Origin of the sequence: Hymenobacter armeniacus (assembly GCF_014699055.1) — a bacterium.
Lineage (GTDB): Bacteria > Bacteroidota > Bacteroidia > Cytophagales > Hymenobacteraceae > Hymenobacter > Hymenobacter armeniacus.
Map to the genome: position 1 here is coordinate 42,889 of NZ_JACXAC010000005.1, position 20,290 is coordinate 63,178.

A 20,290-nucleotide genomic window follows, 5' to 3' on the forward strand; every position below is an offset into this window, starting at 1 on the left:
AATGCTAGCCAAAGATACGCACAGTCCGGGCAAGTTTCACGCTTTAATGCTATTTCAAAATATTCAAGGGTGCAATTTTTCCAGCAGGCCAATTTTCAAAAGCGGGGCAGCATTGCCTCAGCCCTTTATTTTCGCCACTCGGAGTTGATGACGGCCACCTTCGAAATTTGTTTTTAGAAAAGTTGATACAATTTCCCGGGTTTGCTCCTCGCTCACGTAGCGGGCCGGCACGCACAGCACGTTAGCGTCGTTGTGCTGCCGGGCCAGGGCGGCCAGCTCGGGCAGCCAAGCAATGGCGGCGCGCACGCCGGCGTGCTTGTTGGCCGTAATGCACACCCCGTTGGCCGAGCCACACAGCAGCAGCCCGAGCGCAAACTCGCCGCTTTCCACCGCTGCCGAAAGCGGGTGCGCCACGTCGGGGTAGTCCATCGAGTCGGCCGAGTACGTGCCGAAATCCCGCACCTCGTGGCCTTCGGCAGCCAGCCAGGTGCGCAGCATTTCTTTATGAGTGAAACCGGCGTGGTCGGAGCCGAGGGCAATTTTCATGGGACGTGGAAGAGGTTGCGTTGGAAGTGCGAGCGTTGCATGCCGGAGGCGGGCGGCACTAGCTGCCCATGGCTTGCTCCCGGGCCAGCTTGGCGTTGAGGCGGGCGGTGTCGCCGCGCCGCACCACGCGGGCAATGTGAATGCTCAGCTCGTAGAGCAGCAAAATGGGGATGGTGACGATGATTTGGGCCGAGATGTCGGGCGGGGTGATGATGGCCGCGATGATGAGGATGACCACAATGGCGTGCTTGCGGTACACCTGCATGATTTCGGGCGACACAATGCCGGCCTTGGCCAGGAAAAACACTATCATGGGCAGCTCAAACACGAAGGCACACGAGAGGCTCATGGTGCTCAGCGTGCTCAGGTAGCTCTGCATGTCAATCTGGTTTTCGATGGTGGGGTCCACCACGTAGCCGGCCAGAAAGTTGATGCTGAGCGGCGCGGCGATGTAGTAGCCAAACAGCAGCCCCAGCGCAAACAGCACCGACACAAAAAACACCGCCCCCTGCGAGTTGGCCCGCTCGTGCGGGTAGAGGCCGGGCTTCACAAAACGCCAGATTTCCCAGAACAGGTACGGGAACGTGAGGCAGATGCCGGCCATGAACGAGGTGCTGATGTGCATGGTGAGCTGCCCGCTCATCTGCCGGTTCTGAATCACGAACCCGATTTTGTCGATGCACAAGTCCGGCGCGTGCACCCAGTTGCCGAACTTGCAGAACATGCGGTAAGTCCAGAAATCGGGCCGCGACGGTCCCAGAATCACGTCGTGAAACAGGAAATCCTTCGCGAAAAACGCGCCGGTGGTGAACACCACCACCGCAATGGCCGACCGGATGATGTGCCAGCGCAACGCCTCCAGGTGGTCGATGAAGGACATTTCGTGCGTTTCGCCCGAGAGGTTAGGTTGTTGCGGTTGAGGTTGCACGGAGAAAATAGAGAAATAGGAAGAGGAATAAACCGTCTGTCATCCTGAGCGCAGCGAAGGACCTTATCACGTCAGGATGCGCTAACGTGATAAGGTCCTTCGCTGCGCTCAGGATGACAGACGAACATCACCCCATACGTAAAACGCTACGCAAACAGCGGGTAGTCCTGCAGCCAGGCATTCACGCGCTGGCGCACCTGCCCGATGCGGGTGTCGTTGTCGTGGTGGGTCAGGGTTTCGTCTATCAGCTCCACGATGCGGGCCATGTCCGACTCGCCCAGGCCGCGGGTAGTTACGGCGGCCGAGCCAATGCGGATGCCGCTGGTCACGAAAGGCGACTTGTCGTCGAAGGGCACCATGTTTTTGTTGATGGTGATGTCGGCCCGCACCAGCGTATTCTCGGCCAGCTTGCCGCTCAGGCCCTTCGAGCGCAAGTCAATCAGCATAAGGTGGTTGTCGGTGCCGCCCGAGATGAGGTCGTAGCCCAGCGCGGTGAAGCCGCTGGCCAACGCCTGCGCGTTGCGGGCCACCTGCCGGGTGTAGGTGGTAAAGTCGTCGGTCAGCGCTTCGCCGAAGGCCACGGCTTTGGCCGCAATGACGTGCTCCAGCGGCCCGCCCTGGGTGCCGGGAAACACGGCGCCGTCGAGCACGGCCGACATGGGCCGGATTTCGCCCTTGGGCGTGGTCAGGCCGAAGGGGTTTTCGAAGTCCTTGCCCAGCATGATGAGGCCGCCACGGGGGCCGCGCAGGGTTTTGTGCGTGGTGGTGGTCACGATGTGGCAGTGCTCGAAGGGCGAGTTCAGCAGGCCTTTGGCGATGAGGGCCGAAGGGTGCGAGATGTCGGCCAGCAGCAGGGCGCCCACTTCGTCGGCGGCTTCGCGCAGGGCTTTGTAGTCCCAGTCGCGCGAGTAGGCCGAGGCGCCGCAGATAATCATCTTGGGGCGCTCGCGGCGGGCGGTTTCCTTCACCTTGGCCCAGTCGATGAGGCCGGTTTCGCGCTCCACGCCGTAGAAGCTGGGCACGAAGTACTTGCCCGAGAAGTTCACGGGCGAGCCGTGGGTGAGGTGGCCGCCGTGGCTGAGGTCGAAGCCCAGGATTTTATCGCCGGGCTTGAGGCAGGCCAGGAACACGGCCGCGTTGGCCTGGGCGCCGGAGTGCGGCTGCACGTTGGCCCACTGCACGCCGAAAAGCTCCTTCACGCGGTCGATGGCCAGCTGCTCCACTTGGTCCACGATTTCGCAACCGCCGTAGTAGCGCTTGCCGGGCAGGCCCTCGGCGTACTTGTTGGTGAGCACGGAGCCCTGGGCGGCCATCACCTGTTCCGAAACGTAGTTTTCGGAGGCAATGAGCTCAATGCCGTGGGTTTGGCGGGCTTTTTCCTGGGCGATGAGGTCGAACACGGCGGTGTCGAGCAGGCGAGCGGGGGCGACGGTTTGCATGGGCGTAAAGGTAAGTATCAGTTATCAGTGAGTAGTTATCAGTGAACAGTTGGGGTGGCCCTTCTCGCGAGCGGGCTTTTTGAAAAAAAGAGCATTCAACCCGTTTTCTTTCAGAAACCCGGCGGCTTCAAGCACTTATCCGGCCTGCTAAGCGCCTCATGCGAGGCCGCTTCGCCGCCCTTCGCCCCTCAACTGCTAACTGCACACTGATAACTGTTCACTGATAAGCGTTTCCGTTGTTACTTGCTACTGCCTTTGCTCCCTGCCATGTCCGCGCCCCTTGCCGAAACCCTTACCCAGCTGCGCGTCGGCAATCAGAAGTTTCTGATTGACTTCTACCAACGCAGCCGGCACCTGTTTTCCCGCTGGGCCCAACGCCAGCACCGCCTGGCCCCGGCCCAGGCCCACGGCCTGCTGCAAGACACCCTGCTCGACTTCTACGACCAGGTGGCCGACGGCCGCATCACCAAAATGCCCGACGACCTGCGGGCCTTCATCTACGGCATGGCCCAGCAGCGCCTGGCTGCCCAGGTGCCCGCCCACGTGCCCCTGCCCGCCGCCGAAGCCGGCCGCCGCCAGCGCCTGCTGGCCCAGTTCAATCAGCTCGGGGCCGACTGCCAGCAGGTGCTGACCTACTTTTACTTTCGCGGCTATCATTTTGAGAAGATGGGCGGCAAGATGGGCTTCCCCAACGCCACCGTGGCCCGACTCCAGAAAAGCGCCTGCCTGCGCAAACTTTACGAGCTGCTGAAATGAGTCCTCAGACTCCGCCCCGCCCCGACCTCCGCCCCTACTTCGACGAGCTCGAACGCTTTGCCGACGGCCAGATGACTCCGGCCGAGCAGGAGGCCTTCGAGCTGCGCCTGGAGCAGGAGGAAGACCTGGCCGACGCCCACGCCGCCTACGAGCAGCTCACCGCCGACTTGCGCTGGGCGGCCGGCCACGACACCCTGCGCCTGCGCCTGCAAGCCCTCGACGAGCGCATGAACGAGCGCGGCACCGCCCTGGCCCGCGTGGAGCAGCTGAACCAGCGCCGCCAGCGCCGCTGGACCGTGCTGGGCACTTTGGGCGCCTTGCTGCTGCTGGCCGTCGGCGCGGCGGCCTGGTATTTCACCCGCCCCAGCCCCGCCCGGCCGGCCCGCAGTTGGGAAGCCTACTACCAGCCCGACCCCGGCCCCGTGGTGACGCCCGCCCTGCTGCACGCCCGCCCGCTGCTCTCCGAAGCCCTCGACCAGTACCAGTCGGGCCACTACCCGGCGGCGCTGCACTCGCTGGGCCGCGTGAGCCCCACCAGCGTGGGCAACGACACCCTGCTCTACCTGCGCGGCCTCATTCTGCTGCGTCAGGGCCAGGGCAACGCCGCCCAGCTGTACCTGCGCCGCGTGAGCGACGAAAATGCCACCAGCGAGCTAACCCGCCGCGCCCGCTACCACCTCGGCATGGCCTACTGGCAAGCCAAAGAGCTGGCCCCGGCCCTGACCGAGCTGCGCGCCGTGGCCGCCGACTCGCTCAACCCTTACCGCGCCTCGGCCCGGCGGGCAGTGGCAGCGGGGGTGCTGGAAGGCAAGTAGCGACGCATACTTGCGTCTCGTCGTTGAGCGACCCGCATTAAAAGGATGCCCCCCTCACGGTGCAAACGACGAGACGCAAGTATGCGTCTCTACCCCAACCGGTACCATTTCACAGAAAAAACCGGTCGGGAGTGGTGGCGCACCACTCCCGACCGGTTCTGTACCACTTGCGAGTGGTGGCGCACCACTCTGGGGTGATATCGCACCACTTGCGACCGGTTCCGCACCACCCCAGGGTGGTACGCCACCACTTGCGACCGGTTCGGGAACACTCCGGAGTGGTTCCGAACCACTCCGGACCGGTGTGGCACCACCCTGGGGTGGTGGGGCACCACCCGGGGGCGGGGCTAGGCCGTGGCGGGGGCCGCTTTGGCGGCTTTGGCGGGGCTCAGGCGCTGGGCGTAGCGCTTTTTCATGATGGCGAGGGGGGCCTGCACGGCGGCGGTTTCGCCGTTGTCGCGACGCAGGTCTTCGTACACGTCGTCGGCGGTCACCATCACGTCGGCGCCGGCCAGGCGGTAGGTGTCGCTCACTTTTTGGGCCAGGGGCCCGAGCACGGCCTGGATGCCGCGCAGGCTGTCCATGAGGGCCACGTCCTTTTCGAACTCGGCCAGGTCGAAGGCGCGGCGGGTGAAGCCCGGGTCGGCGCGCACGGCGTCGAGGGCGGCCTGGGCGAAAGGCACGCCGTCGAAGCCGATGTTGCGCAGGCCTTTGCTTTCGTCGGGCTGCAGGGTAATGAGGAAGGGCATCAGGTCCTGGACCTGGCGCAGCAGGTCGACGATTTTCTTGGCGTCGGCGGTAGAGAGGGTTTCCGAGATGCGGTTGCCTTGCTTCATGGGTAAACGGGGGTAAAAGATGGAGGAAAAACTACCGGGCCGGGGCTGGCATAAGCACCGGCCCCCGGCCCGGCAGAAGTAAATGTAAGCAGAACGGTATGCTTCTTTTTCGAGGCGCAATGGCCGGCGGCTCAACGCCGAAGGTGCTGGCAACTGGCAAGGCTCGTCCTGCTAAAAAGAACGGTCCTGCTGAGCGCAGTCGAAGCATCTCGCGTGCGTCGTTCAATGTGGCGCCTTCCCCCCCGGCCCTGGTCCGCGTGATGCGCGAAGCCCAACAGAGAGGGGAGCCGGACGAAGCGGTAGAGCTGCTTCGACTGCGCTCAGCAGGACCGTTCTTTTTAGTGGTTCAAACAGCCTCCTGGCGCAGGTAGCGGCGGTCCCCTAGTGCTGCACCCGAATCTGGTGGCGGCTCACGCGGCCGTTTTGCTCCACCCGCAGGTAGTAGAGGCCGACGGGCAGCCCGGCGGCGCGCAGCTCGGCGGGGGCGGGGCCGCTGGCGCGGCGCACCTCGCGGCCCTGGGCGTTGTAGAGCACGGCGGTGCGGGGCAGGGCGCGGGCTTCGGTGGTTGCGGGGGCGGCCAGGTAGAGGGTAGTGTCGGCGGGATTGGGGTAGGCGGCCGGCGCGGGCCGGGCATCGATAATCACACACTCGCGGGGCGGCTGCGTAGGGTCGGGGTTGGGGGTTTGGCTGGTCACCTGGGTCACCACGGCGTTGCGCACCACGCCCCGGGGTTGTTGTAGTTGGCTACGTGTAGTTCTTAGTAGGCTTGCAGGTAGTGCTGCACGCCCGACGTATCGGGGTCGTTGTGCACGCGGTTGAACACGTCCAGGGCGGCCAGGCCGAACACGCGGTCGTAGAGCACGTGGGTGGGAATCTGGCTTTTGTCCAGCGGCTGCAGCAGGCTGTCGGCCCGGTGCTGCGCCCGGCCGATGGTCTCGTTGCAGGAATAGGGCAGCTGCGTGGGCGGCAGCACCACGGCGCTGGTGCCGGCACCGCCCACGCGCTGGGCTAGGCTGGGAACTGCTAAGAGCAGCGCACATATGAGTAGAAGCTGTTTCATCGGGTAAGAAATGAAAAGGTTAATAGAAAAATTTATTGCTTCCGGTCGAAGCGCCCGTTGGTGACGGTAATGGTTTTACTGCGGTCCACCGTACTAGCGGCAGTGAACTCGAACGTGCCTGAACCGATGCCCGCCCGCAGGTCGGCTCGTGTCAGCACCACTTTGCCCGTCTGAGTCGAATTGGTCCCGTACAATTCTGACTTGCTCACGCCATCAATCGTGAATGTAGCATGGTCTAGAACGCGAGAAGGAACGGCTTGAGGATAGTAAGGTGTGTCCTTGTTCAGCAGGTATGTTTTGGGCACATCATTTTTTAAGAAGAGCGTAAGTGTGGCATTTTCGCCTTTGTACTGTCCATTCAAGTCTACCGTGTACACGCTGTCGAATGAGAAGCCACCAAATAGCGGCGGGGTAGGATTAGAAAATAGGTCGCCGCCCCATCCGGTGGCCACGAACCGCTCGCCGTTGACGAGGCAGCCGCCGGTGTTCTTGCCTTCCTGCGTGGCCGGGGGCAGGCCGGCGTCGGGGTTGTCTTTTTTGCAACTGCCGGCGGCCAGCGCGGCGGCCAAGGCGAGGAAGGGAAGTAGTTTGTTCATGGCTGAAAAGGGTGAAAGTGGAATAGCCTACCAAGCGTGCATGACGCGGTGGAAAAACGTTGGCTTGTAAAACCAAAGCCCCGTAGTGGTGAGAATGCCTGCTGCGGCGCAACGGGATGGCCCGAATGGCCACGGGCCAGCGGGTATGTGGGTCAGGCCTTCCCTCGGGGAAGCCGCCCTTGCAGCGAACAGCAAGCGCTTGGTTCATGGCGAAGGATGGGTAGAATCCGAAATGCCGCGGCGCCGGCTTGTGGGGAGCCGGCTTTTCTCAAACGTAGGCGATTTACCTGCGAAACGCGAATAAATATATTTACCAATCAGACTTTTACAGTTGTCTTATCAACGAAGTCGCAGACTACGTTTCGCCCTTGCAAGGCACGTATGGGCCATTGAACGAGTAAGAAGAACGGACTTTAGGGCTGGCGGGCCAAAGCAATTTGCTAACACGGCCCGAAGGGCAAATACGGCCGGCCCCGAAACACGAAAAAGCCCCAGCCACTATCGTAGCTGGGGCTTCGGAAAAGGCGGAACGGCGCTGGAGCGCGGCTCTCAGCCTCAGTTTTTCACCACGCGCTGGCGCAGCACCTGGCCGGCCACCGTGGCGGTGAGTACGTAGGCGCCGGCGGCCCCGGTGGGCTGCACGTGCAGCGGCGCCGCGCCGGGCGTCACGTCCTGGTGCCACACCTCGCGGCCCATGCCGTCGAACAGGCGCAGGGTGGCGGTGGTGGCGCCGGGGTGGCGCAGCTCAACGGTCAGGTCCTGGCCAAACTGCGTGGGGTAGGCGGCAAACACGGGGGCCTCGGCCTCGAAGGTCAGCTCGCGGGGGCCGTAGTAGGTGGCCTCGGCGGCGGTGCGGTCTTGCTGGCGCAGGCGGTAGTAGCGGCGGCCGGCTTTGCCCGCGCTGGCGTCCACGAAGCGGTAGCTGCGGGCGCTGCTGCTAGTGCCGCTGCCCTCGGCGGCCACGAAACCAATTTCTTTAAAGGTCTTGCCGTCGAGCGAGACTTCGATGCCGAAGCCGCGGTTGTTCTGCTCAGTAGCGGTGGCCCAGGTGAGCACGGCGTTGCGGCCCTGGCGCTCGGCCGCGAACTCGGTGAGGCTCACCGGCAGCGGGGCCGTGAGGTCGCCGAGGGTCCAGCGCGAGAAACCGTCCACGTTGTTGAGGGTGGCGTAGCCGCCGCCTACCGCGGCGCTGGTGCCGGCGGCGCTCACGCCCTTGTTGGCCCAGGTGGCACCGGCATTGGTCGACTTAAAGAAGCGCAGGTTGCCGCGGCTGATGCCGTTGAGTTCGTGGTCGAGGTAGCGCAGGGTCAGGCCCAGGTTGAGGCCGGTGAGCACGTCGGCGTCGATGTCGTAGTAGCGCAGGATGCCCTGGCGGCCGCTCACGCCCACCGGGGCCGTGCCCGTGATGCGCGTCACGAAAGTGGCGCCGGGCAGCGTCGAGCCGGGGGCGGGCGTCATTTCCAGGCCTACGCCGCCGAAGTCTTCCAGCACGCCCTCGGTGGGGGTGCGGTTCACCTCCACGCGGCCCAGCACGTAGCTGGCGTCAGTTTCCACGAGGTTGGCCAGGCGGTCGAGGGTGAGGGCGTAGCGGGTGCCGGTGGAGAGCACGCCGTTCAGCATCTGCACGCCGTTGTACACGGTGGCGTTGCCGGTGAGGGTTTTGGTGCCGGTACCGTTCACTTCGAGGTTGAAGTAGAGGCCGCCGCTCACGGTTTGGGGGCCAGTGCCGGTCAGCTTCACCTTGCCGGTGGAGCAGGTGAACTGGCCCGAATTCACCATATTACCTTTGATTTCGATATCGCCCAGCGTCTGGGCAAAAGTACCCGAGTTGGTGAAGTTGCCGGTGATGAGCATGTCGCCGCCGGTGTGGTTCAGGATGCCGGCGTTGGTGAGGTTGCCCAGCACCACGGTCAGGCCACTTTCCACCACCATCAGCTGGCCGCTGGCCACCGAGAAAGAACCCAGAACCGTGGTAGCGCGGCTCACGAGGCTGTTCACGCCGCTGGTGCCGGTGTTGCTCACGCTGGCCACGGTGTTGCTCGTGAGTTCGTTGCGGCCGCCGTCGATGCCAATGGCCGTGAGCGCAGCCGAGCCCGTGCCCGTTAGGCTCACGTTGCTCACCAGGTTGCCGGTCACTTCGTTGGTGAGGGCGGTGCTGCCGCCGCAGCTCATCACAATGCCGCGGAAGCTCTGCCCGCCGGTGTTGACCCAGGCGCCGCCGGTGGCGCCGGCCGCCTGCCCGCCAATGGAGTTGTTGGCCACGGTGGCGTCGTTGGCGCCGGTGCCGGGCGCAAAGTCAATGCCGGTCTGGGCCGTAGTGGGGGTCGACGACGCGTTGTAAAAGATGCTGTTGCTGCTGATGTTCCAGCCGTCGCCGTTGCCGCTGCCCACCTGCACACCGGTGCGGGTGAAGTTGTAGAGCTGGTTGCCGGTGAGGGCGAAGGCGTCGTTGGTGCCGGTGCCGGAGTTCACGGCGTACACCAGGTTGGCCGGCAGCTGCGAGGGGTTGGCGTTGAAGATGTAGCTTTGGGTCAGGGTGTTGTAGTCGTTGCCGGTGGCGCTGCCGTTGCCAATCACCACCACGCCGCTGGTCCAGGAGGTGGCGGCGCCGCGCACCTGCACTTCGCTCACGGTGTTGTGCGAGGCGTCGTTGCTGAACACCAGCGTGGGCGCCAGCTGGTTCGTCTGACGCAGGGTGAGGGCGCGGGCGCTGCCGTTGTTGCCGCTCAGAATGGTGTAGGCGCTGCCGGCCCCAAACGTGAACGTGCCCGTGATGATGGGCGAAATCCCGGCCGCGGGCTTGATGGTGAGCGTGTTGGTGGCGGTGCCGGTTTTGGTCAGCAGCACGTCTTCGGTATAGCCGTTAGCGGTTAGCTGCAGCTCATATGGCTCGGTCAGCGTGGAAGGCACCGCCGCCAGCGCCTGCGTGATGGTGGGGTAGTTGGCCTGGCCGTTGCCCACGGTGATGATGACCGTGGCGTGGACGCGGCTGCCGAGCAGCAGCAGCACCGCCAGCAGCACGGCCACTAGCTGCCCACGCCGGCGCTCCCACCACGGAAGCGTGGGTAAGGGGCCAAAAGAATGCGAGGCCGAGGGTAGGGAATGTTTCATATACAGGGTAAAAAAGTTTGAAATAGTAAGCCGCTCCGGCAGAAGCCTTCGGGCCGTTACTGCTTTCCAGATGGTGCGAAAATCCATAACCGGGTAAAATTCAATTCGCACCCTCAGGGCCGGCTTGATGTTTTCCGATTTTTGGGCTCAGCCCACCACGCAGAAATAGTATTTATCAAACGTATAACCCCGCGCACTCCTGCGCAACACACTAGTCAAGACCCCATCGGTATAATACAATTTATAACTTATTTTATTGCAGGCATCCTATGCTTTTCAAATAATACTTCAATTATTTTTTCAAATTTGCAGCCAATAACCCAAATTATTATTCCATTATTAAAGCTCTTTCCATTCGGAATACCGGGCATTTGTATGTAAGCCCGCGGCACAACCCGCTCAATGGCCACTAATCGCATCTGAGCAGCAATCGATGGCAGCACGTGTTGCCTTTCCAAAGAAACCGAACGGATATAATACAAAAGCATCCAAGGCCCACAGCGACTATATCGCACGAAGACAGCGGCACCCTGAAAGGTATTTTACCGCTTTCCTATCGGGTAAGGCGGTTCGCAGTTGGGCACCAGCAGCAACTCCCAGCTGTCCAAATTCAGGGCCGCCAAATGAGCCAGCTCAGGGTTGTGGCGATACACGCAGCCCGTGTCGAGGCCCAGGGCACCGGGGTGGCCAGCGGCTTTGGCGCGCACTTGCGCGGTGGGCGTGGGCACGTGGCCGTGCAGCAAGCGCCGCCCGCCCAGCCGCGTGGGGTCGTACACAAACTTCTTGGTGTTGAGCATGGTGTCGTGGTCCTGGCGCATGGCCGCGGGCGGCAGGGCAAAGTTGTAGCCCGCGTGCACCAGCACGAAATCGGGTAGTTCAATCTCGTAAGGCAGCGTGGCCAGCCAGTTGAGGTAATGCGCCGGAATGTCGGACAGCCGCCCCACGCCAAAGCTGCGCAAAGTGGGCTGACGGCCCCGCGGCCCCAGCCAGTCCCAGCGCCAGCGGTGGCGCGCGGCGTCGAGCAGGGCCTGGTCGTGGTTGCCGCGCAGGCAGTGCACGCGGTAGCCGCCGGCCTGCAGCTGCATCAGGTAGTCGAGCACGCCGCGGCTGTCGGGGCCCTTGTTCACGTAGTCGCCCAGCAGGTACAGCTCATCGCGAGAGGTCAGGCGCAACTCTTCTTCCACCAGGCGGCGAAACGTGTGCAGGCAGCCGTGCAGGTCGGTGGTGGCAAAGCGGCGCATGGGCAAGAAGGAGAGGCGTATGAGGAAAAGCGCAAAAAAGACGTCATGCTGAGCGCAGCCGAAGCGTCTCTACCTCGCAAGTAATTCAGTTACTCTCGCGGTAGAGATGCTTCGGCTGCGCTCAGCATGACGTCCTGGGTAATTCAGGCGAAACGGCCGCTTGACCTAGTGGCCGCCGCCGTAGGACGGCTTGTCCAGTTCGGGCTTGTCGAGGTTGCGGTTGGGGTGGCGCTGGCCAGCGTCGAGGGCTTCTTGCTCGAGGCGGGCCTCGGTGGCCTCGTCGAGGTCGTTTACGGGCAGGTCGCCGGTGCCTTGGGGCAGGCCCTCGCCGGCGGGGGCGCCGTGGTTTTCACCGGACTGCTGGTTGGTGTTGTTGCTTTTGTACGGCATGATGAAGGAAGTTAGAAAGTGGAAATGGGGAAGGTTTCTTACTGTCGCTCCGGGCTGCCGACGGGCGCGGCCTTACTGGTCGATGGCCGTGTCGGTGGCGTTGGGGTCGTTTAGCTCGGCGTTGGTGTCGGTGCCGGTGATGGGCTGAATGGGGCGGGGCTCCATCTGGCCCATGCCCACGCGGGAGTTGGGGTTCAGCATCTCGTCCACGCCGGGGCGGCGGTCGTGCACGTCCAGCTCATCCACGGGGCGGCCCGAGGGGGCGATGGAGTCGAGGCCGTCGTCATCGGGCAGGTCCTGGTTTTCGCGGCCGGCGCGGCCCTCATCGTTCGAGCGCATGTTGTCGGGCGGGGGCGCCATGGCGTCGGCGGTTTCGTTCACGCCCAGGGCCGTTTCGCCGCCCGAGGTATCGGAGCCGAAGCCTTCCTTGCCGTCGCGGTTGCCAAAGCCGCCGCGGGCCGCTTCGTTCTTGGGCGGGTCGGCGTTGGGGATGTGGTGGCCGGCCTCCATTTCTTCGTTGGTGGTGTCGTCGTTGATGACGCGGATGGGGCGGTTGTTGGGGTCGATGGCCATGTGGTTAAAGGGCTGGGGTACGAGGAAAGAAATAGCTGGGAAAAGGTGTACTTTGGATTTCCCGTTTGGGTTTTGCCTGCGCGCCCCCGGCACACCTGAACCGTGCTGTTAAATATAGCAAAAACTATGTGGACTGAAATCGATAACAGCCTGTGCCGCAGCTTCCGTTTTGCCGACTTCCGCACGGCCTTCGCCTTCCTCACCGAAGTGGCCGCTGAGGCCGAGCGCCTCGACCATCACCCGTGGTTCAGCAACGAGTACAACGCGGTCGAGTTCCGCCTGCGCACCCACGACGCCGGCAACACCGTGACCCGGCGCGACCACCGGCTGGCCGCGGCCATCGATGCCGTGGCGGCGCGGTATGCCACGCCGCCTTCTTAAACCGGGCCAAGCCCGGCCAGCACCATGACCACCGTCAACAGGCTAGTAATTACCAACAACCAATGATTTTTGGTTTGGTCTAACTCCTGAATGAACAGAAAACGTCGGGGATTGGCGGCATCGTAACGCAACAAGGCGTAATCATTATCGAAAAACTCGACTTTATCAGCGAAGAACAAATGCCGCGCGTCCAAAAAACGCTCTAATCCCGCACTTTCGCCTTCAACGACCTCGCCATTCCGCGTTGTGAACCGCACTTTAGGCACATAATAACTGCCGCTTCGGCTGCGAGCTACTTCTCGCTGAGAAATGATAACGCCTTCCTGTTCTATTCCATTGCGTGAAAGCTCGGAGGCTAGCCGGATTTCGGCCAATACAGCGTATGCTACGCTACCCGGAATACAGGCAAATACAACTGCCAGCCAAGCCATGGTTTATCAACAAAAGGGAAATACGCCTGCTTTTCTCGGCGACAAGATACCGGCGTAGCTGGTTTAATGCCGGGGCGGCTTTCAAAGCGGCGTACGGTTTGGCCAGCTACGTACCTTTGCCTCATGCCCAACACGGTTCTGTACCTCGTGCCCACGCCCATCGGCAATTTGGAAGACATCACCCTGCGCGCCATCCGCGTGCTGGGCGAAGTGGGCACGGTGCTCTGCGAAGACACCCGCACCAGCGGCCGCCTCATGCAGCACCTGGGCCTGAAAAAGCCACTCCTCTCCTACCACCTGCACAACGAGCACCAGCAGGTGCCGCGCCTGCTGGCCCGCCTGGAGCAGGGCGAGACCATGGCCTTGGTTTCGGACGCCGGCACGCCCGGAATTTCCGACCCCGGCTTTTTGTTGGTGCGCGAGTGCTTGGCCAAAGGCCTGGGCGTGGAGTGCCTGCCCGGCCCCACGGCCTTCGTGCCGGCCCTGCTCAAGTCGGGCTTTGGGGCCGAGCGGTTTACGTTTGAAGGGTTTTTGCCGGTGAAGAAAGGCCGACAGACGCGCCTGCAGCAACTCGCCGCCGAAACCCGCACCATGATTTTTTACGAGTCGCCGCACCGCATCGTCAAAACCCTGGGCCAGCTGGCCGAGGTGCTGGGCCCCGAGCGGCCGGCGTCGGTTAGCCGCGAATTGACCAAATTGTTTGAAGAAACCGTGACCGGCACGCTGGCCAGCCTGGAGGCTGACTTCGCGGCCCGGCCCAGCATTAAAGGAGAAATTGTCGTTGTCGTCGAAGGAAATCTTGCCCCGCCCGCCCGCGAGCCCCGCCCCGGCCGCGAAGACCGAACCCGCTGCCCCGACGACGATGCCGACGACGACATCGACGGCCAGGACTAGCGGCCTGTTCCGCCTGCGCACGCCGGTGCTCGCCGTGTTGGGCGCCCTGTTGCTGAGCGGCGGCTGGGCGCCGTGGCCCACCGCCTGGCTGGTGCCGCTGCTGTTCGTTGGCTGGCTGCCCTACCTCGTCATGGAGCGCAAGCTCACGCTGGAAGGCGCCCGCAAAGGCCGCGTGTTTGCCAGCACCTACCTGATGCTGGTGCTCTGGAACGCCCTCACCACTTGGTGGGTAAGCTACGCGCAGCTGGCCGCCGGCATTGCCGCCGTGGTGCTGAACGCGCTGCTCATGTGCCTGCCCCTCATGGCCTTCCGCCAAACCAAGAAGCGCCTGGGCAGCCGCTGGGGCTACCTTTCGCTGCCGGTATACTGGATAGCGTTTGAGCAATTACACCTACACTGGGATATCACCTGGCCCTGGCTCACGCTGGGCAACGGCTTCGCCGCAGCGCCGCAGTGGGTGCAGTGGTACGAGTACACCGGGTTTCTGGGCGGCTCGGTGTGGGTGTGGGCGGTGAATCTGCTAGCGTTCTGGGCGTGGTTCGGCCGGGGCGGCGTGAGCCCCTGGGCGGTGGATGGCCCTGCCCGCTTCCGCTGGGCCGCGCCGGTACTGGCCGTGGCCGTGCCGCTGTTCATTTCCACGCTCATCGGCCGCAGCTATGTGGCAAAAGGCCCCACGGCCGAAGTGGTGGTGGTGCAGCCCAACCTCGACCCCTACGTGGAGAAGTTTGAAGGCGGCCCGCAGTTTGTGCCCTACGACGAGCAGCTGACGCGCCTGATGAGCATCTCGGACCAGAAGCTCACGCCCGAAACCAAGCTCATTCTCTGGCCCGAAACGGCGCTGGAGGAAGCGTACTGGGAAAACACCATAGAAAGCCACCCCAAAATCCGGCGCGTGCGTGCTTGGCTGGCGCGGCACCCCGGCGTGGCATTGCTCACGGGCATCACCACCGTCACCTCCTACCCTAGCCAGGCCGCGGCCAGCGAAACCGCTCGCTACCGCGACGACCTGGGCTACTACGATTACAACAACGCCGCCGCTTACTTCGCCGACGCCGCCGCGCCGGTGGCCCTCTACCACAAGTCGCGGCTGGTGCCCGGCGTAGAAAAGATTCCGCCCATCCTCAGCAGCGTGCTCAAGAACATTGATTTGGGCGGTTTTGTGGGTTCTTATGGCAGCCAGACCGAGCGTACCGTGTTTGCAGCGCCAGCCAGCGCGCCGGCGCTGCGGGTGGCGCCGGTCATTTGCTACGAGTCCATCTACGGCGACTTTCTAGGCGAATACGCCCGCAACGGCGCCACGCTGCTGGGCCTCGTCACCAACGATGCGTGGTGGCACGACTCGCCCGGCTACCGCCAGCTGCTGAGCTACGGCCAACTGCGCTGCATCGAGACGCGCCGCGACTTGGCCCGCTCGGCCAACACGGGCTTCACCGGCTTCATCAACCAGAAAGGCGAAATCACGCAACGCGAGCCGGCCTGGATTCCCACGGCCAGCCGCGCCGCCGTGCATCTTAATACGGAGACGACGTTCTACGTCCGCTTCGGCGAGCTGATTGGGCGCGGCGCGCAGATTGCGGCGGTGCTGCTATTGGTGGTGGCCGTGGTGGTGGTGGGCTGGCGTCGGAAACGGCTGGCGGTGTAGAGACGCGACACTTCGCGTCTCCGCGTTGAACGGCTGGCAACTTTGCCCTGTCACCAACAAAGGCGCTTTTTAACAACATCAGCAACGATGTAGAGACGCGAAGTGTCGCGTCTCTACATCGTTCTAAACTTTACTCATGACGTCTCCCGACCTCACCCAGCTTTCCCACGACGTGGCGGCCCTGTGCCGCCGCACCGCCGAGTTCATCCGCCAGGAAGCGGCCACTTTCGACCGCGCCAAAATTGAGCACAAAGGCCTGCACGACCTCGTGAGCTACGTGGACCAGGAAACCGAGCGCCGCCTCGTGGCCGGCCTGCGTGAGCTGCTGCCCACGGCCGGCTTCATCACCGAAGAAGGCACGGCCGGCCCCGACTCGCAGGCCGAAGAGTTTACCTGGATAATCGACCCGCTCGACGGCACCACCAACTTTGTGCACGGCCTGCCGGTGTACTCCATCAGCGTGGGGCTGCTGCACGGCACGGAGCTGGCCGTGGGCGTGGTGCACGAGGTGAGCCGCGACGAAAGCTTCCGGGCCGTGCGCGGCGGCGGGGCTTTTTGCAACGACCAGCCCATTCGCGTCACCGACATTTCCGATTTGCACAGCTCGCTCATTGCCACAGGCTTTCCTTACAAAGACTTTGGCAAGATGGAGCCCTTCCTGCAGATACTCGGCGCCTTCATGAGCCGCAGCCACGGCGTGCGCCGCCTGGGCTCGGCCGCCGTCGACCTAGCCTACGTGGCCGCCGGGCGCTGCGAAGCGTTTTTTGAGTTCAACCTGAATTCGTACGACGTGGCGGCGGGCATCCTGCTGGTGCGCGAGGCCGGCGGCCACGTCACGCAGTTTCTCACCGATGGCGACCCGCTGTTTGGGCGCGAGGTGGTGGCCAGCAACGGCCACCTGCACGCGCAGGTGCAGGCCGTCATTGGCGAATTCTGGAAGTAGCGCTGCGTACCCCCAAGCTGTGCTTGGGCCCAAACGTGAAACGTGTGGTAATGTGCGGCGGGCCCAAGCACAGCTTGGGGGTACGCAGCGCCCGCAAACTTTTCCTTTTCCAGCTTAGTTCTCCTCTCATGCTCCTCGCCCTCACCTCCGTCGAAATCCAGTATTTCCTGATTGGCGCGCTCTTCGTGGCGGCGGCGTTCTACGTGGGCCGCATTTTTTGGCGGGCGTTTTTCAGCAAATCGGCCGCCGGCTGCGCCAAGGGCTGCGGCGGCGCCTGCGGGCAGCTCGACGTCGACCGCCTGCAGGCCACCATCGAGGCCCGGGCCAGCGCCCACAACGGCCGCTGACGGTTCAGCCCAGCGCTTTAATTTCTTTCTAACTTTCGAATAACCCGTCCCCGCCCCGGCTCCGTATAGCCGAAGCGGGGACGCCTGTTTTAGCCCCCTTCGCACATTCTTTCATTACCCAAACACCCCCAGCCATGCAGGACAAAGAAGAAGAACGGTCGCTTGTAAATGTTGAGAACAAGCTGACCAAGGACGGCTTCACCCAGGATTTCAACGTCGTGGATGGCCGCCTGCAAACCATTGGCAGCGACTCGAACAAGAGCTACGCCCCCGACGAAGTAACCATTGTGGATTTCTACCGCTTCGAAGGCGAAAGCAACCCCGACGACATGTCCATCCTCTACGCCATCGAAGCCAACGACGGCGTGCGCGGCACCATTTCCTCGGCCTACGGCGTGTACGCCGACAGCGACACCGACGAGTTCCTCAAGCAAGTAGAGGACCTGGGCAAAAACCTGATGAAAGGCCACAAATAGGCCGGTTAGCCCTTTGCCAATACCTGAACAGCCGTTCTACCGGCCCCATTGCGGGCCGGCAGAACGGCTGTTCAGGTACCGGGCCCTAGCCCCACACCTTGGTACCTTCCGAGCAGTTGCGGCACATCTCAATCTGGTCGCGGCCCTTGAGTAAGCTGCTGCGGAAGTGCTGGTACTTGGGGCCGCGCCAGAGCTGGGCGAAGGTTTCGGTTTTGAGGTCGCCCTGGCGGTATTCGGCGTCCTTGTCGAAACAGCAAGGAACCACCAGCCCGTCCCAGGTGATGACGCAGCTGTGCCACATTTTCCAGCAATGGTCCACGAGCTTGTTTTTCAGGCTCCAGGTGCCGTTGCCGTTGTTCTGGTAGCGCGAATAGTAGTCGATGGTGGGAATGAGCGGCGAACCCTGCGCGTGGTCGTAAATCTGGGCGGTTTTGAACCACACATCATCCACGCCCAAGGCCTGTGCGAGCTCCTTGGCATCGTCTATCTGGTGTTCGTTGGGCCGCACCACCAGAAACTGGAAGATGACGCGCGGCGTGCTCGACTTCAGCTCCTTGCGCCACTTCACTATGTTGCGCGTGCCTTCCAATACCTTTTCCAGCTTGCCGCCCACCCGATACTGCTGGTACACGTCCTGCGTGGTGCCGTCCAGAGAGATAATGAGGCGGTCGAGGCCGCTTTCCACCGTTTTGCGGGCGTTCTGGTCGTTCAGGTAGTGGGCGTTGGTGCTGGTGGCGGTGTAGATGCCTTTGTCGGCCGCGTACTTCACCAGCTCCAGGAACTGCGGGTGCAGGTAGGGCTCGCCCTGAAAATAAAAAATCAGGTACCACAACCGGCTGGCCACCTCGTCGATGGTGCGCTTGAACAGGTCGCCCTGCAGCATGCCCGTGGGCCGCGTGAAGGAGCGCAGGCCGCTGGGGCACTCCGGGCAGCGCAGGTTGCAGCTGGTGGTGGGCTCAAAGCTCAGCGCCATGGGCAGGCCGCGCAGCCGGGCCTTGCCCGTGAATTTGCTCAGGATGTAGGAGCCCACCACCTGCGCGGTATTCCACACGCGCAACGGCGTGGCTTTGGAAAGGAGGTTGAGGCTGTCGTTGAGCGTGGACATGAAGCGGGGAGCTAAAAGCAGTAGCGCGAACTTGGCAGTTTGCGTCCGTGGGGCAAGCCGGTTGGCCGGTGCCGGGACGCGAACTACAAAGTTCGCGCTACTTAAGTTACGCCGGGCGGCGCGGGCTACTTCTTCGTGGCCGAGAAGTCGATGGCGCTGGTGTAGGTGCTGGCTTTGCCAAACGACTGGTTGATTTCGTCGATGGCGGCGCGGCTGCTCAGGCGCTTGGGCTTGGTGTTGAGGAAGGTGCCGTCTTCGCCCACCAGCATGTAGGTGGGCACTTCCTGCAGGGCATATTCCTTGGCAATCTGGGAGCGCAGGCCGCCGCCGGGCACGCGCACCTGCACGCCGGGCAGCTTTTTGGCCATCACGAGCGAGCGCCAGGCCTGCTCGTTCTCGTCGAGGGCAATGTTGATGAACGTGATGTTTTTGCCTTCAAACTTGCGCATCAGCTCCTGGGCGTAGGCCAGGTCGCGCAGGCACAAGCCGTTGGTCGATTTCCAGAAGTTCAGGTACACTAGCTTGCCGGCGAAGTCGTGCAGGTGCACCGTGTCGCCGGCGGCGGTGGCCAGCTTGAAATCCGGGGCCGGCGCGCCGATGGCGAATTCTTTGTGCCGGTCAAAATCGGCCTGCAGCGTGGGGAAATACTGGTTTTTGGCGTCGTAGGCGCGGAAGTCGGCCAGCATGGCGGCCGACTGCTTCACGTGCCCGAAGCGGAAGGACTCCTGCAGGATGCGGCCCAGAATGATGGCGCGCGTGGGCCCGGTGAGCTTCTTGCTGGCCAGGGCGTAGGACGCCGGGTAGAAGTCCGGGTCGGTGCGCTGGTGCTTGTCCTGGGCCACGGCGAAATGCACGTAGTTGAGCAGGAATTCGTGGTACAGCTCACTCTGGGCGGCGTTGGGGTCGTTCAGCAGGCCGGGCTCGCGCAGGAAGTTGTAGTAGTCGGGCGCCATTTTCAGGCGGCCTTCGGTATTTACCACCTGCTCGCGCAGGTCCTGGAAGGTGAGGCGGTCGTTGGCGTAGGCGTACACCACCTCGGCGTGGGCGTAGTTGTAAAAATCCTGCGTGAACGACTGCTTGGCCGCGTGGTCTTCCAGAAACTCAAACTGGTGCTTGCGGCGGTACTCAAGGAAGGACAGAAACGGGGCTTCGTAGAGCTGAATGTTGTCGGGCAGCACCTGAAACCCGTCGTTTTCCACGAATTGGGCATCGGCTTCCACCAGGTAGTTGTTGGCGTTGGCGCCTTGCTGGCGGTGGCGCTGCTCGTCGGTCAGGTTCGAGCCGTTGCGCAGCTTGGTGGCCAGGCCGGTGGGCACGTCGTTGGCCTTAAATTTCAGCGTACCCGACATGTCGCTGCCCTTAAAGCGCACTTCAATGTCGGTGCCGGGGTCCAGAAACAAGGGCGCCACGTCGTCGCCATACACCAGGTCGGCCTTGGTGGGGCCACTCACGGGCACGGTGAGCCGGAACTCGCCCTTGTCGCCGATTTTGGCCCGAAACAGCTTTTCCTTGGGGTCGAGCGGGTTTTCGCGCAGGGAGATGGCCACCGAGTCGGTGGTGGGGCCGCTGATGCGGCCGGTGAGCGTGGCCTTGCCGCCCAAAGCGGCTTCGGTAGCCGGGGCCTTGCGGGCCGCGGCGCCCACCACGGTGGTCGTGGTGCGCCCCTGCCCGTGACTCAGCAGCGGCGCCAGCACCAGCGCCGCGCCCACCAACCGGCGCGCATACGTAATGAAAGACGACATCATATCACCAAATAACTAGCGGCCAGCAGGCGCCGGC

23 protein-coding genes are annotated in these 20,290 nt (G+C 63.1%); 8 read left to right on the top strand and 15 right to left on the bottom strand.

Annotated features, from left to right (window positions below; translation table 11 throughout):
• Positions 1 to 117 precede the first annotated feature (117 nt).
• The 3 genes from rpiB to IC234_RS14855 form a co-directional block, all read right to left on the bottom strand.
• Positions 118 to 546 carry a ribose 5-phosphate isomerase B gene (rpiB, locus tag IC234_RS14845; RefSeq protein WP_190926054.1) on the bottom strand — a complete coding sequence of 143 codons (429 nt, stop codon included), beginning with the start codon at positions 544 to 546 and terminating at the stop codon, positions 118 to 120.
• A gap of 58 nt (positions 547 to 604) precedes the next feature.
• Positions 605 to 1,474: a twin-arginine translocase subunit TatC gene (gene tatC, locus IC234_RS14850; RefSeq protein ID WP_317173383.1), complete on the bottom strand. Its 870-nt coding sequence runs from the start codon at positions 1,472 to 1,474 to the stop codon at positions 605 to 607.
• A 146-nt stretch (positions 1,475 to 1,620) separates the two neighbouring features.
• Positions 1,621 to 2,913: a serine hydroxymethyltransferase gene (locus IC234_RS14855; protein ID WP_190926056.1), complete on the bottom strand. Its 1,293-nt coding sequence runs from the start codon at positions 2,911 to 2,913 to the stop codon at positions 1,621 to 1,623.
• A gap of 267 nt (positions 2,914 to 3,180) precedes the next feature.
• Here IC234_RS14855 and IC234_RS14860 point away from each other — a divergent pair, with 267 nt between their 5' ends.
• Entirely contained in the window at positions 3,181 to 3,669 is a 489-nt protein-coding gene (locus tag IC234_RS14860) for an RNA polymerase sigma factor (protein ID WP_190926058.1), read from the top strand.
• Entirely contained in the window at positions 3,666 to 4,484 is an 819-nt protein-coding gene (locus tag IC234_RS14865) for an anti-sigma factor (protein WP_190926060.1), read from the top strand. The genes IC234_RS14860 and IC234_RS14865 overlap by 4 nt, the downstream gene beginning before the upstream one ends.
• Positions 4,485 to 4,831: 347 nt before the next feature.
• Here IC234_RS14865 and IC234_RS14870 read toward each other — a convergent pair whose 3' ends face one another.
• The 9 genes from IC234_RS14870 to IC234_RS14910 form a co-directional block, all read right to left on the bottom strand.
• The gene (locus IC234_RS14870; protein WP_190926062.1) at positions 4,832 to 5,320 is read right to left on the bottom strand and encodes a hypothetical protein; all 489 of its coding nucleotides are present in this window, start codon (positions 5,318 to 5,320) and stop codon (positions 4,832 to 4,834) included.
• Positions 5,321 to 5,701: 381 nt separating this feature from the next.
• Complete coding sequence (locus IC234_RS22200; RefSeq protein ID WP_190926065.1) at positions 5,702 to 6,043, bottom strand: T9SS type A sorting domain-containing protein; 342 nt, start codon at positions 6,041 to 6,043, stop codon at positions 5,702 to 5,704.
• Between the two features lie 35 nt (positions 6,044 to 6,078).
• On the bottom strand, positions 6,079 to 6,381 hold the full coding sequence (locus IC234_RS14880) for a hypothetical protein (protein WP_190926067.1): 303 nt from the start codon (positions 6,379 to 6,381) through the stop codon (positions 6,079 to 6,081).
• Between the two features lie 32 nt (positions 6,382 to 6,413).
• A complete protein-coding gene (locus IC234_RS14885; protein ID WP_190926069.1) occupies positions 6,414 to 6,977 on the bottom strand; it encodes a DUF6252 family protein in 564 nt (187 codons plus the stop codon).
• 555 nt (positions 6,978 to 7,532) lie between these two features.
• Positions 7,533 to 10,088 carry an autotransporter outer membrane beta-barrel domain-containing protein gene (locus tag IC234_RS14890; RefSeq protein WP_190926071.1) on the bottom strand — a complete coding sequence of 852 codons (2,556 nt, stop codon included), beginning with the start codon at positions 10,086 to 10,088 and terminating at the stop codon, positions 7,533 to 7,535.
• Positions 10,089 to 10,336: 248 nt separating this feature from the next.
• Positions 10,337 to 10,531 carry a hypothetical protein gene (locus IC234_RS14895; protein WP_190926073.1) on the bottom strand — a complete coding sequence of 65 codons (195 nt, stop codon included), beginning with the start codon at positions 10,529 to 10,531 and terminating at the stop codon, positions 10,337 to 10,339.
• 99 nt (positions 10,532 to 10,630) lie between these two features.
• A complete protein-coding gene (locus IC234_RS14900; protein WP_190926075.1) occupies positions 10,631 to 11,329 on the bottom strand; it encodes a metallophosphoesterase family protein in 699 nt (232 codons plus the stop codon).
• Positions 11,330 to 11,494: 165 nt separating this feature from the next.
• A complete protein-coding gene (locus tag IC234_RS14905; protein WP_190926077.1) occupies positions 11,495 to 11,719 on the bottom strand; it encodes a hypothetical protein in 225 nt (74 codons plus the stop codon).
• Positions 11,720 to 11,791: 72 nt separating this feature from the next.
• Entirely contained in the window at positions 11,792 to 12,292 is a 501-nt protein-coding gene (locus IC234_RS14910; RefSeq protein WP_190926079.1) for a hypothetical protein, read from the bottom strand.
• A 126-nt stretch (positions 12,293 to 12,418) separates the two neighbouring features.
• Here IC234_RS14910 and IC234_RS14915 point away from each other — a divergent pair, with 126 nt between their 5' ends.
• Positions 12,419 to 12,673 carry a 4a-hydroxytetrahydrobiopterin dehydratase gene (locus tag IC234_RS14915; protein WP_190926081.1) on the top strand — a complete coding sequence of 85 codons (255 nt, stop codon included), beginning with the start codon at positions 12,419 to 12,421 and terminating at the stop codon, positions 12,671 to 12,673.
• On the opposite strand, the gene IC234_RS14920 is transcribed toward IC234_RS14915, so the two are convergent.
• Entirely contained in the window at positions 12,670 to 13,104 is a 435-nt protein-coding gene (locus tag IC234_RS14920; protein ID WP_190926083.1) for a DUF3592 domain-containing protein, read from the bottom strand. The genes IC234_RS14915 and IC234_RS14920 overlap by 4 nt on opposite strands.
• Positions 13,105 to 13,227: 123 nt before the next feature.
• Here IC234_RS14920 and rsmI point away from each other — a divergent pair, with 123 nt between their 5' ends.
• The 5 genes from rsmI (at position 13,228) to IC234_RS14945 (ending at position 17,406) form a co-directional block, all read left to right on the top strand.
• Entirely contained in the window at positions 13,228 to 13,998 is a 771-nt protein-coding gene (gene rsmI / locus IC234_RS14925; protein ID WP_190926085.1) for a 16S rRNA (cytidine(1402)-2'-O)-methyltransferase, read from the top strand.
• Positions 13,967 to 15,640 (top strand): apolipoprotein N-acyltransferase, encoded by a 1,674-nt coding sequence (lnt, locus tag IC234_RS14930; RefSeq protein ID WP_190926087.1) that lies wholly within the window; start codon positions 13,967 to 13,969, stop codon positions 15,638 to 15,640. Before rsmI ends, lnt begins: the two co-directional genes overlap by 32 nt.
• A gap of 136 nt (positions 15,641 to 15,776) precedes the next feature.
• A complete protein-coding gene (locus tag IC234_RS14935; RefSeq protein WP_190926090.1) occupies positions 15,777 to 16,583 on the top strand; it encodes an inositol monophosphatase family protein in 807 nt (268 codons plus the stop codon).
• 128 nt (positions 16,584 to 16,711) lie between these two features.
• Positions 16,712 to 16,930 carry a hypothetical protein gene (locus IC234_RS14940; RefSeq protein WP_190926092.1) on the top strand — a complete coding sequence of 73 codons (219 nt, stop codon included), beginning with the start codon at positions 16,712 to 16,714 and terminating at the stop codon, positions 16,928 to 16,930.
• 134 nt (positions 16,931 to 17,064) lie between these two features.
• Positions 17,065 to 17,406 carry a hypothetical protein gene (locus IC234_RS14945; RefSeq protein WP_190926094.1) on the top strand — a complete coding sequence of 114 codons (342 nt, stop codon included), beginning with the start codon at positions 17,065 to 17,067 and terminating at the stop codon, positions 17,404 to 17,406.
• Positions 17,407 to 17,491: 85 nt separating this feature from the next.
• On the opposite strand, the gene IC234_RS14950 is transcribed toward IC234_RS14945, so the two are convergent.
• Together IC234_RS14950 and IC234_RS14955 are read right to left on the bottom strand one after the other, a co-directional pair.
• Positions 17,492 to 18,511: an SPASM domain-containing protein gene (locus IC234_RS14950; RefSeq protein ID WP_190926096.1), complete on the bottom strand. Its 1,020-nt coding sequence runs from the start codon at positions 18,509 to 18,511 to the stop codon at positions 17,492 to 17,494.
• A gap of 125 nt (positions 18,512 to 18,636) precedes the next feature.
• Positions 18,637 to 20,256: a TlpA family protein disulfide reductase gene (locus tag IC234_RS14955; protein WP_190926098.1), complete on the bottom strand. Its 1,620-nt coding sequence runs from the start codon at positions 20,254 to 20,256 to the stop codon at positions 18,637 to 18,639.
• Positions 20,257 to 20,290 lie beyond the last annotated feature (34 nt).

Excerpts from the sequence above, each read along its gene's own strand:
- IC234_RS14865 (WP_190926060.1), top strand. The coding sequence starts at position 3,666 with ATGAGTCCTCAGACTCCGCCCCGCCCCGACCTCCGCCCCTACTTCGAC.
- IC234_RS14915 (WP_190926081.1), top strand. The coding sequence starts at position 12,419 with ATGTGGACTGAAATCGATAACAGCCTGTGCCGCAGCTTCCGTTTTGCC.
- IC234_RS14940 (WP_190926092.1), top strand. The coding sequence starts at position 16,712 with ATGCTCCTCGCCCTCACCTCCGTCGAAATCCAGTATTTCCTGATTGGC.
- IC234_RS14935 (WP_190926090.1), top strand. The coding sequence starts at position 15,777 with ATGACGTCTCCCGACCTCACCCAGCTTTCCCACGACGTGGCGGCCCTG.
- rsmI (WP_190926085.1), top strand. The coding sequence starts at position 13,228 with ATGCCCAACACGGTTCTGTACCTCGTGCCCACGCCCATCGGCAATTTG.
- IC234_RS14905 (WP_190926077.1), bottom strand. The coding sequence starts at position 11,719 with ATGCCGTACAAAAGCAACAACACCAACCAGCAGTCCGGTGAAAACCAC.
- IC234_RS14870 (WP_190926062.1), bottom strand. The coding sequence starts at position 5,320 with ATGAAGCAAGGCAACCGCATCTCGGAAACCCTCTCTACCGCCGACGCC.
- IC234_RS14910 (WP_190926079.1), bottom strand. The coding sequence starts at position 12,292 with ATGGCCATCGACCCCAACAACCGCCCCATCCGCGTCATCAACGACGAC.
- IC234_RS14855 (WP_190926056.1), bottom strand. The coding sequence starts at position 2,913 with ATGCAAACCGTCGCCCCCGCTCGCCTGCTCGACACCGCCGTGTTCGAC.
- IC234_RS14955 (WP_190926098.1), bottom strand. The coding sequence starts at position 20,256 with ATGATGTCGTCTTTCATTACGTATGCGCGCCGGTTGGTGGGCGCGGCG.
- IC234_RS14945 (WP_190926094.1), top strand. The coding sequence starts at position 17,065 with ATGCAGGACAAAGAAGAAGAACGGTCGCTTGTAAATGTTGAGAACAAG.
- IC234_RS14920 (WP_190926083.1), bottom strand. The coding sequence starts at position 13,104 with ATGGCTTGGCTGGCAGTTGTATTTGCCTGTATTCCGGGTAGCGTAGCA.
- IC234_RS14880 (WP_190926067.1), bottom strand. The coding sequence starts at position 6,381 with ATGAAACAGCTTCTACTCATATGTGCGCTGCTCTTAGCAGTTCCCAGC.
- IC234_RS14890 (WP_190926071.1), bottom strand. The coding sequence starts at position 10,088 with ATGAAACATTCCCTACCCTCGGCCTCGCATTCTTTTGGCCCCTTACCC.
- IC234_RS14900 (WP_190926075.1), bottom strand. The coding sequence starts at position 11,329 with ATGCGCCGCTTTGCCACCACCGACCTGCACGGCTGCCTGCACACGTTT.
- lnt (WP_190926087.1), top strand. The coding sequence starts at position 13,967 with ATGCCGACGACGACATCGACGGCCAGGACTAGCGGCCTGTTCCGCCTG.
- IC234_RS14950 (WP_190926096.1), bottom strand. The coding sequence starts at position 18,511 with ATGTCCACGCTCAACGACAGCCTCAACCTCCTTTCCAAAGCCACGCCG.
- rpiB (WP_190926054.1), bottom strand. The coding sequence starts at position 546 with ATGAAAATTGCCCTCGGCTCCGACCACGCCGGTTTCACTCATAAAGAA.
- IC234_RS14885 (WP_190926069.1), bottom strand. The coding sequence starts at position 6,977 with ATGAACAAACTACTTCCCTTCCTCGCCTTGGCCGCCGCGCTGGCCGCC.
- IC234_RS14860 (WP_190926058.1), top strand. The coding sequence starts at position 3,181 with ATGTCCGCGCCCCTTGCCGAAACCCTTACCCAGCTGCGCGTCGGCAAT.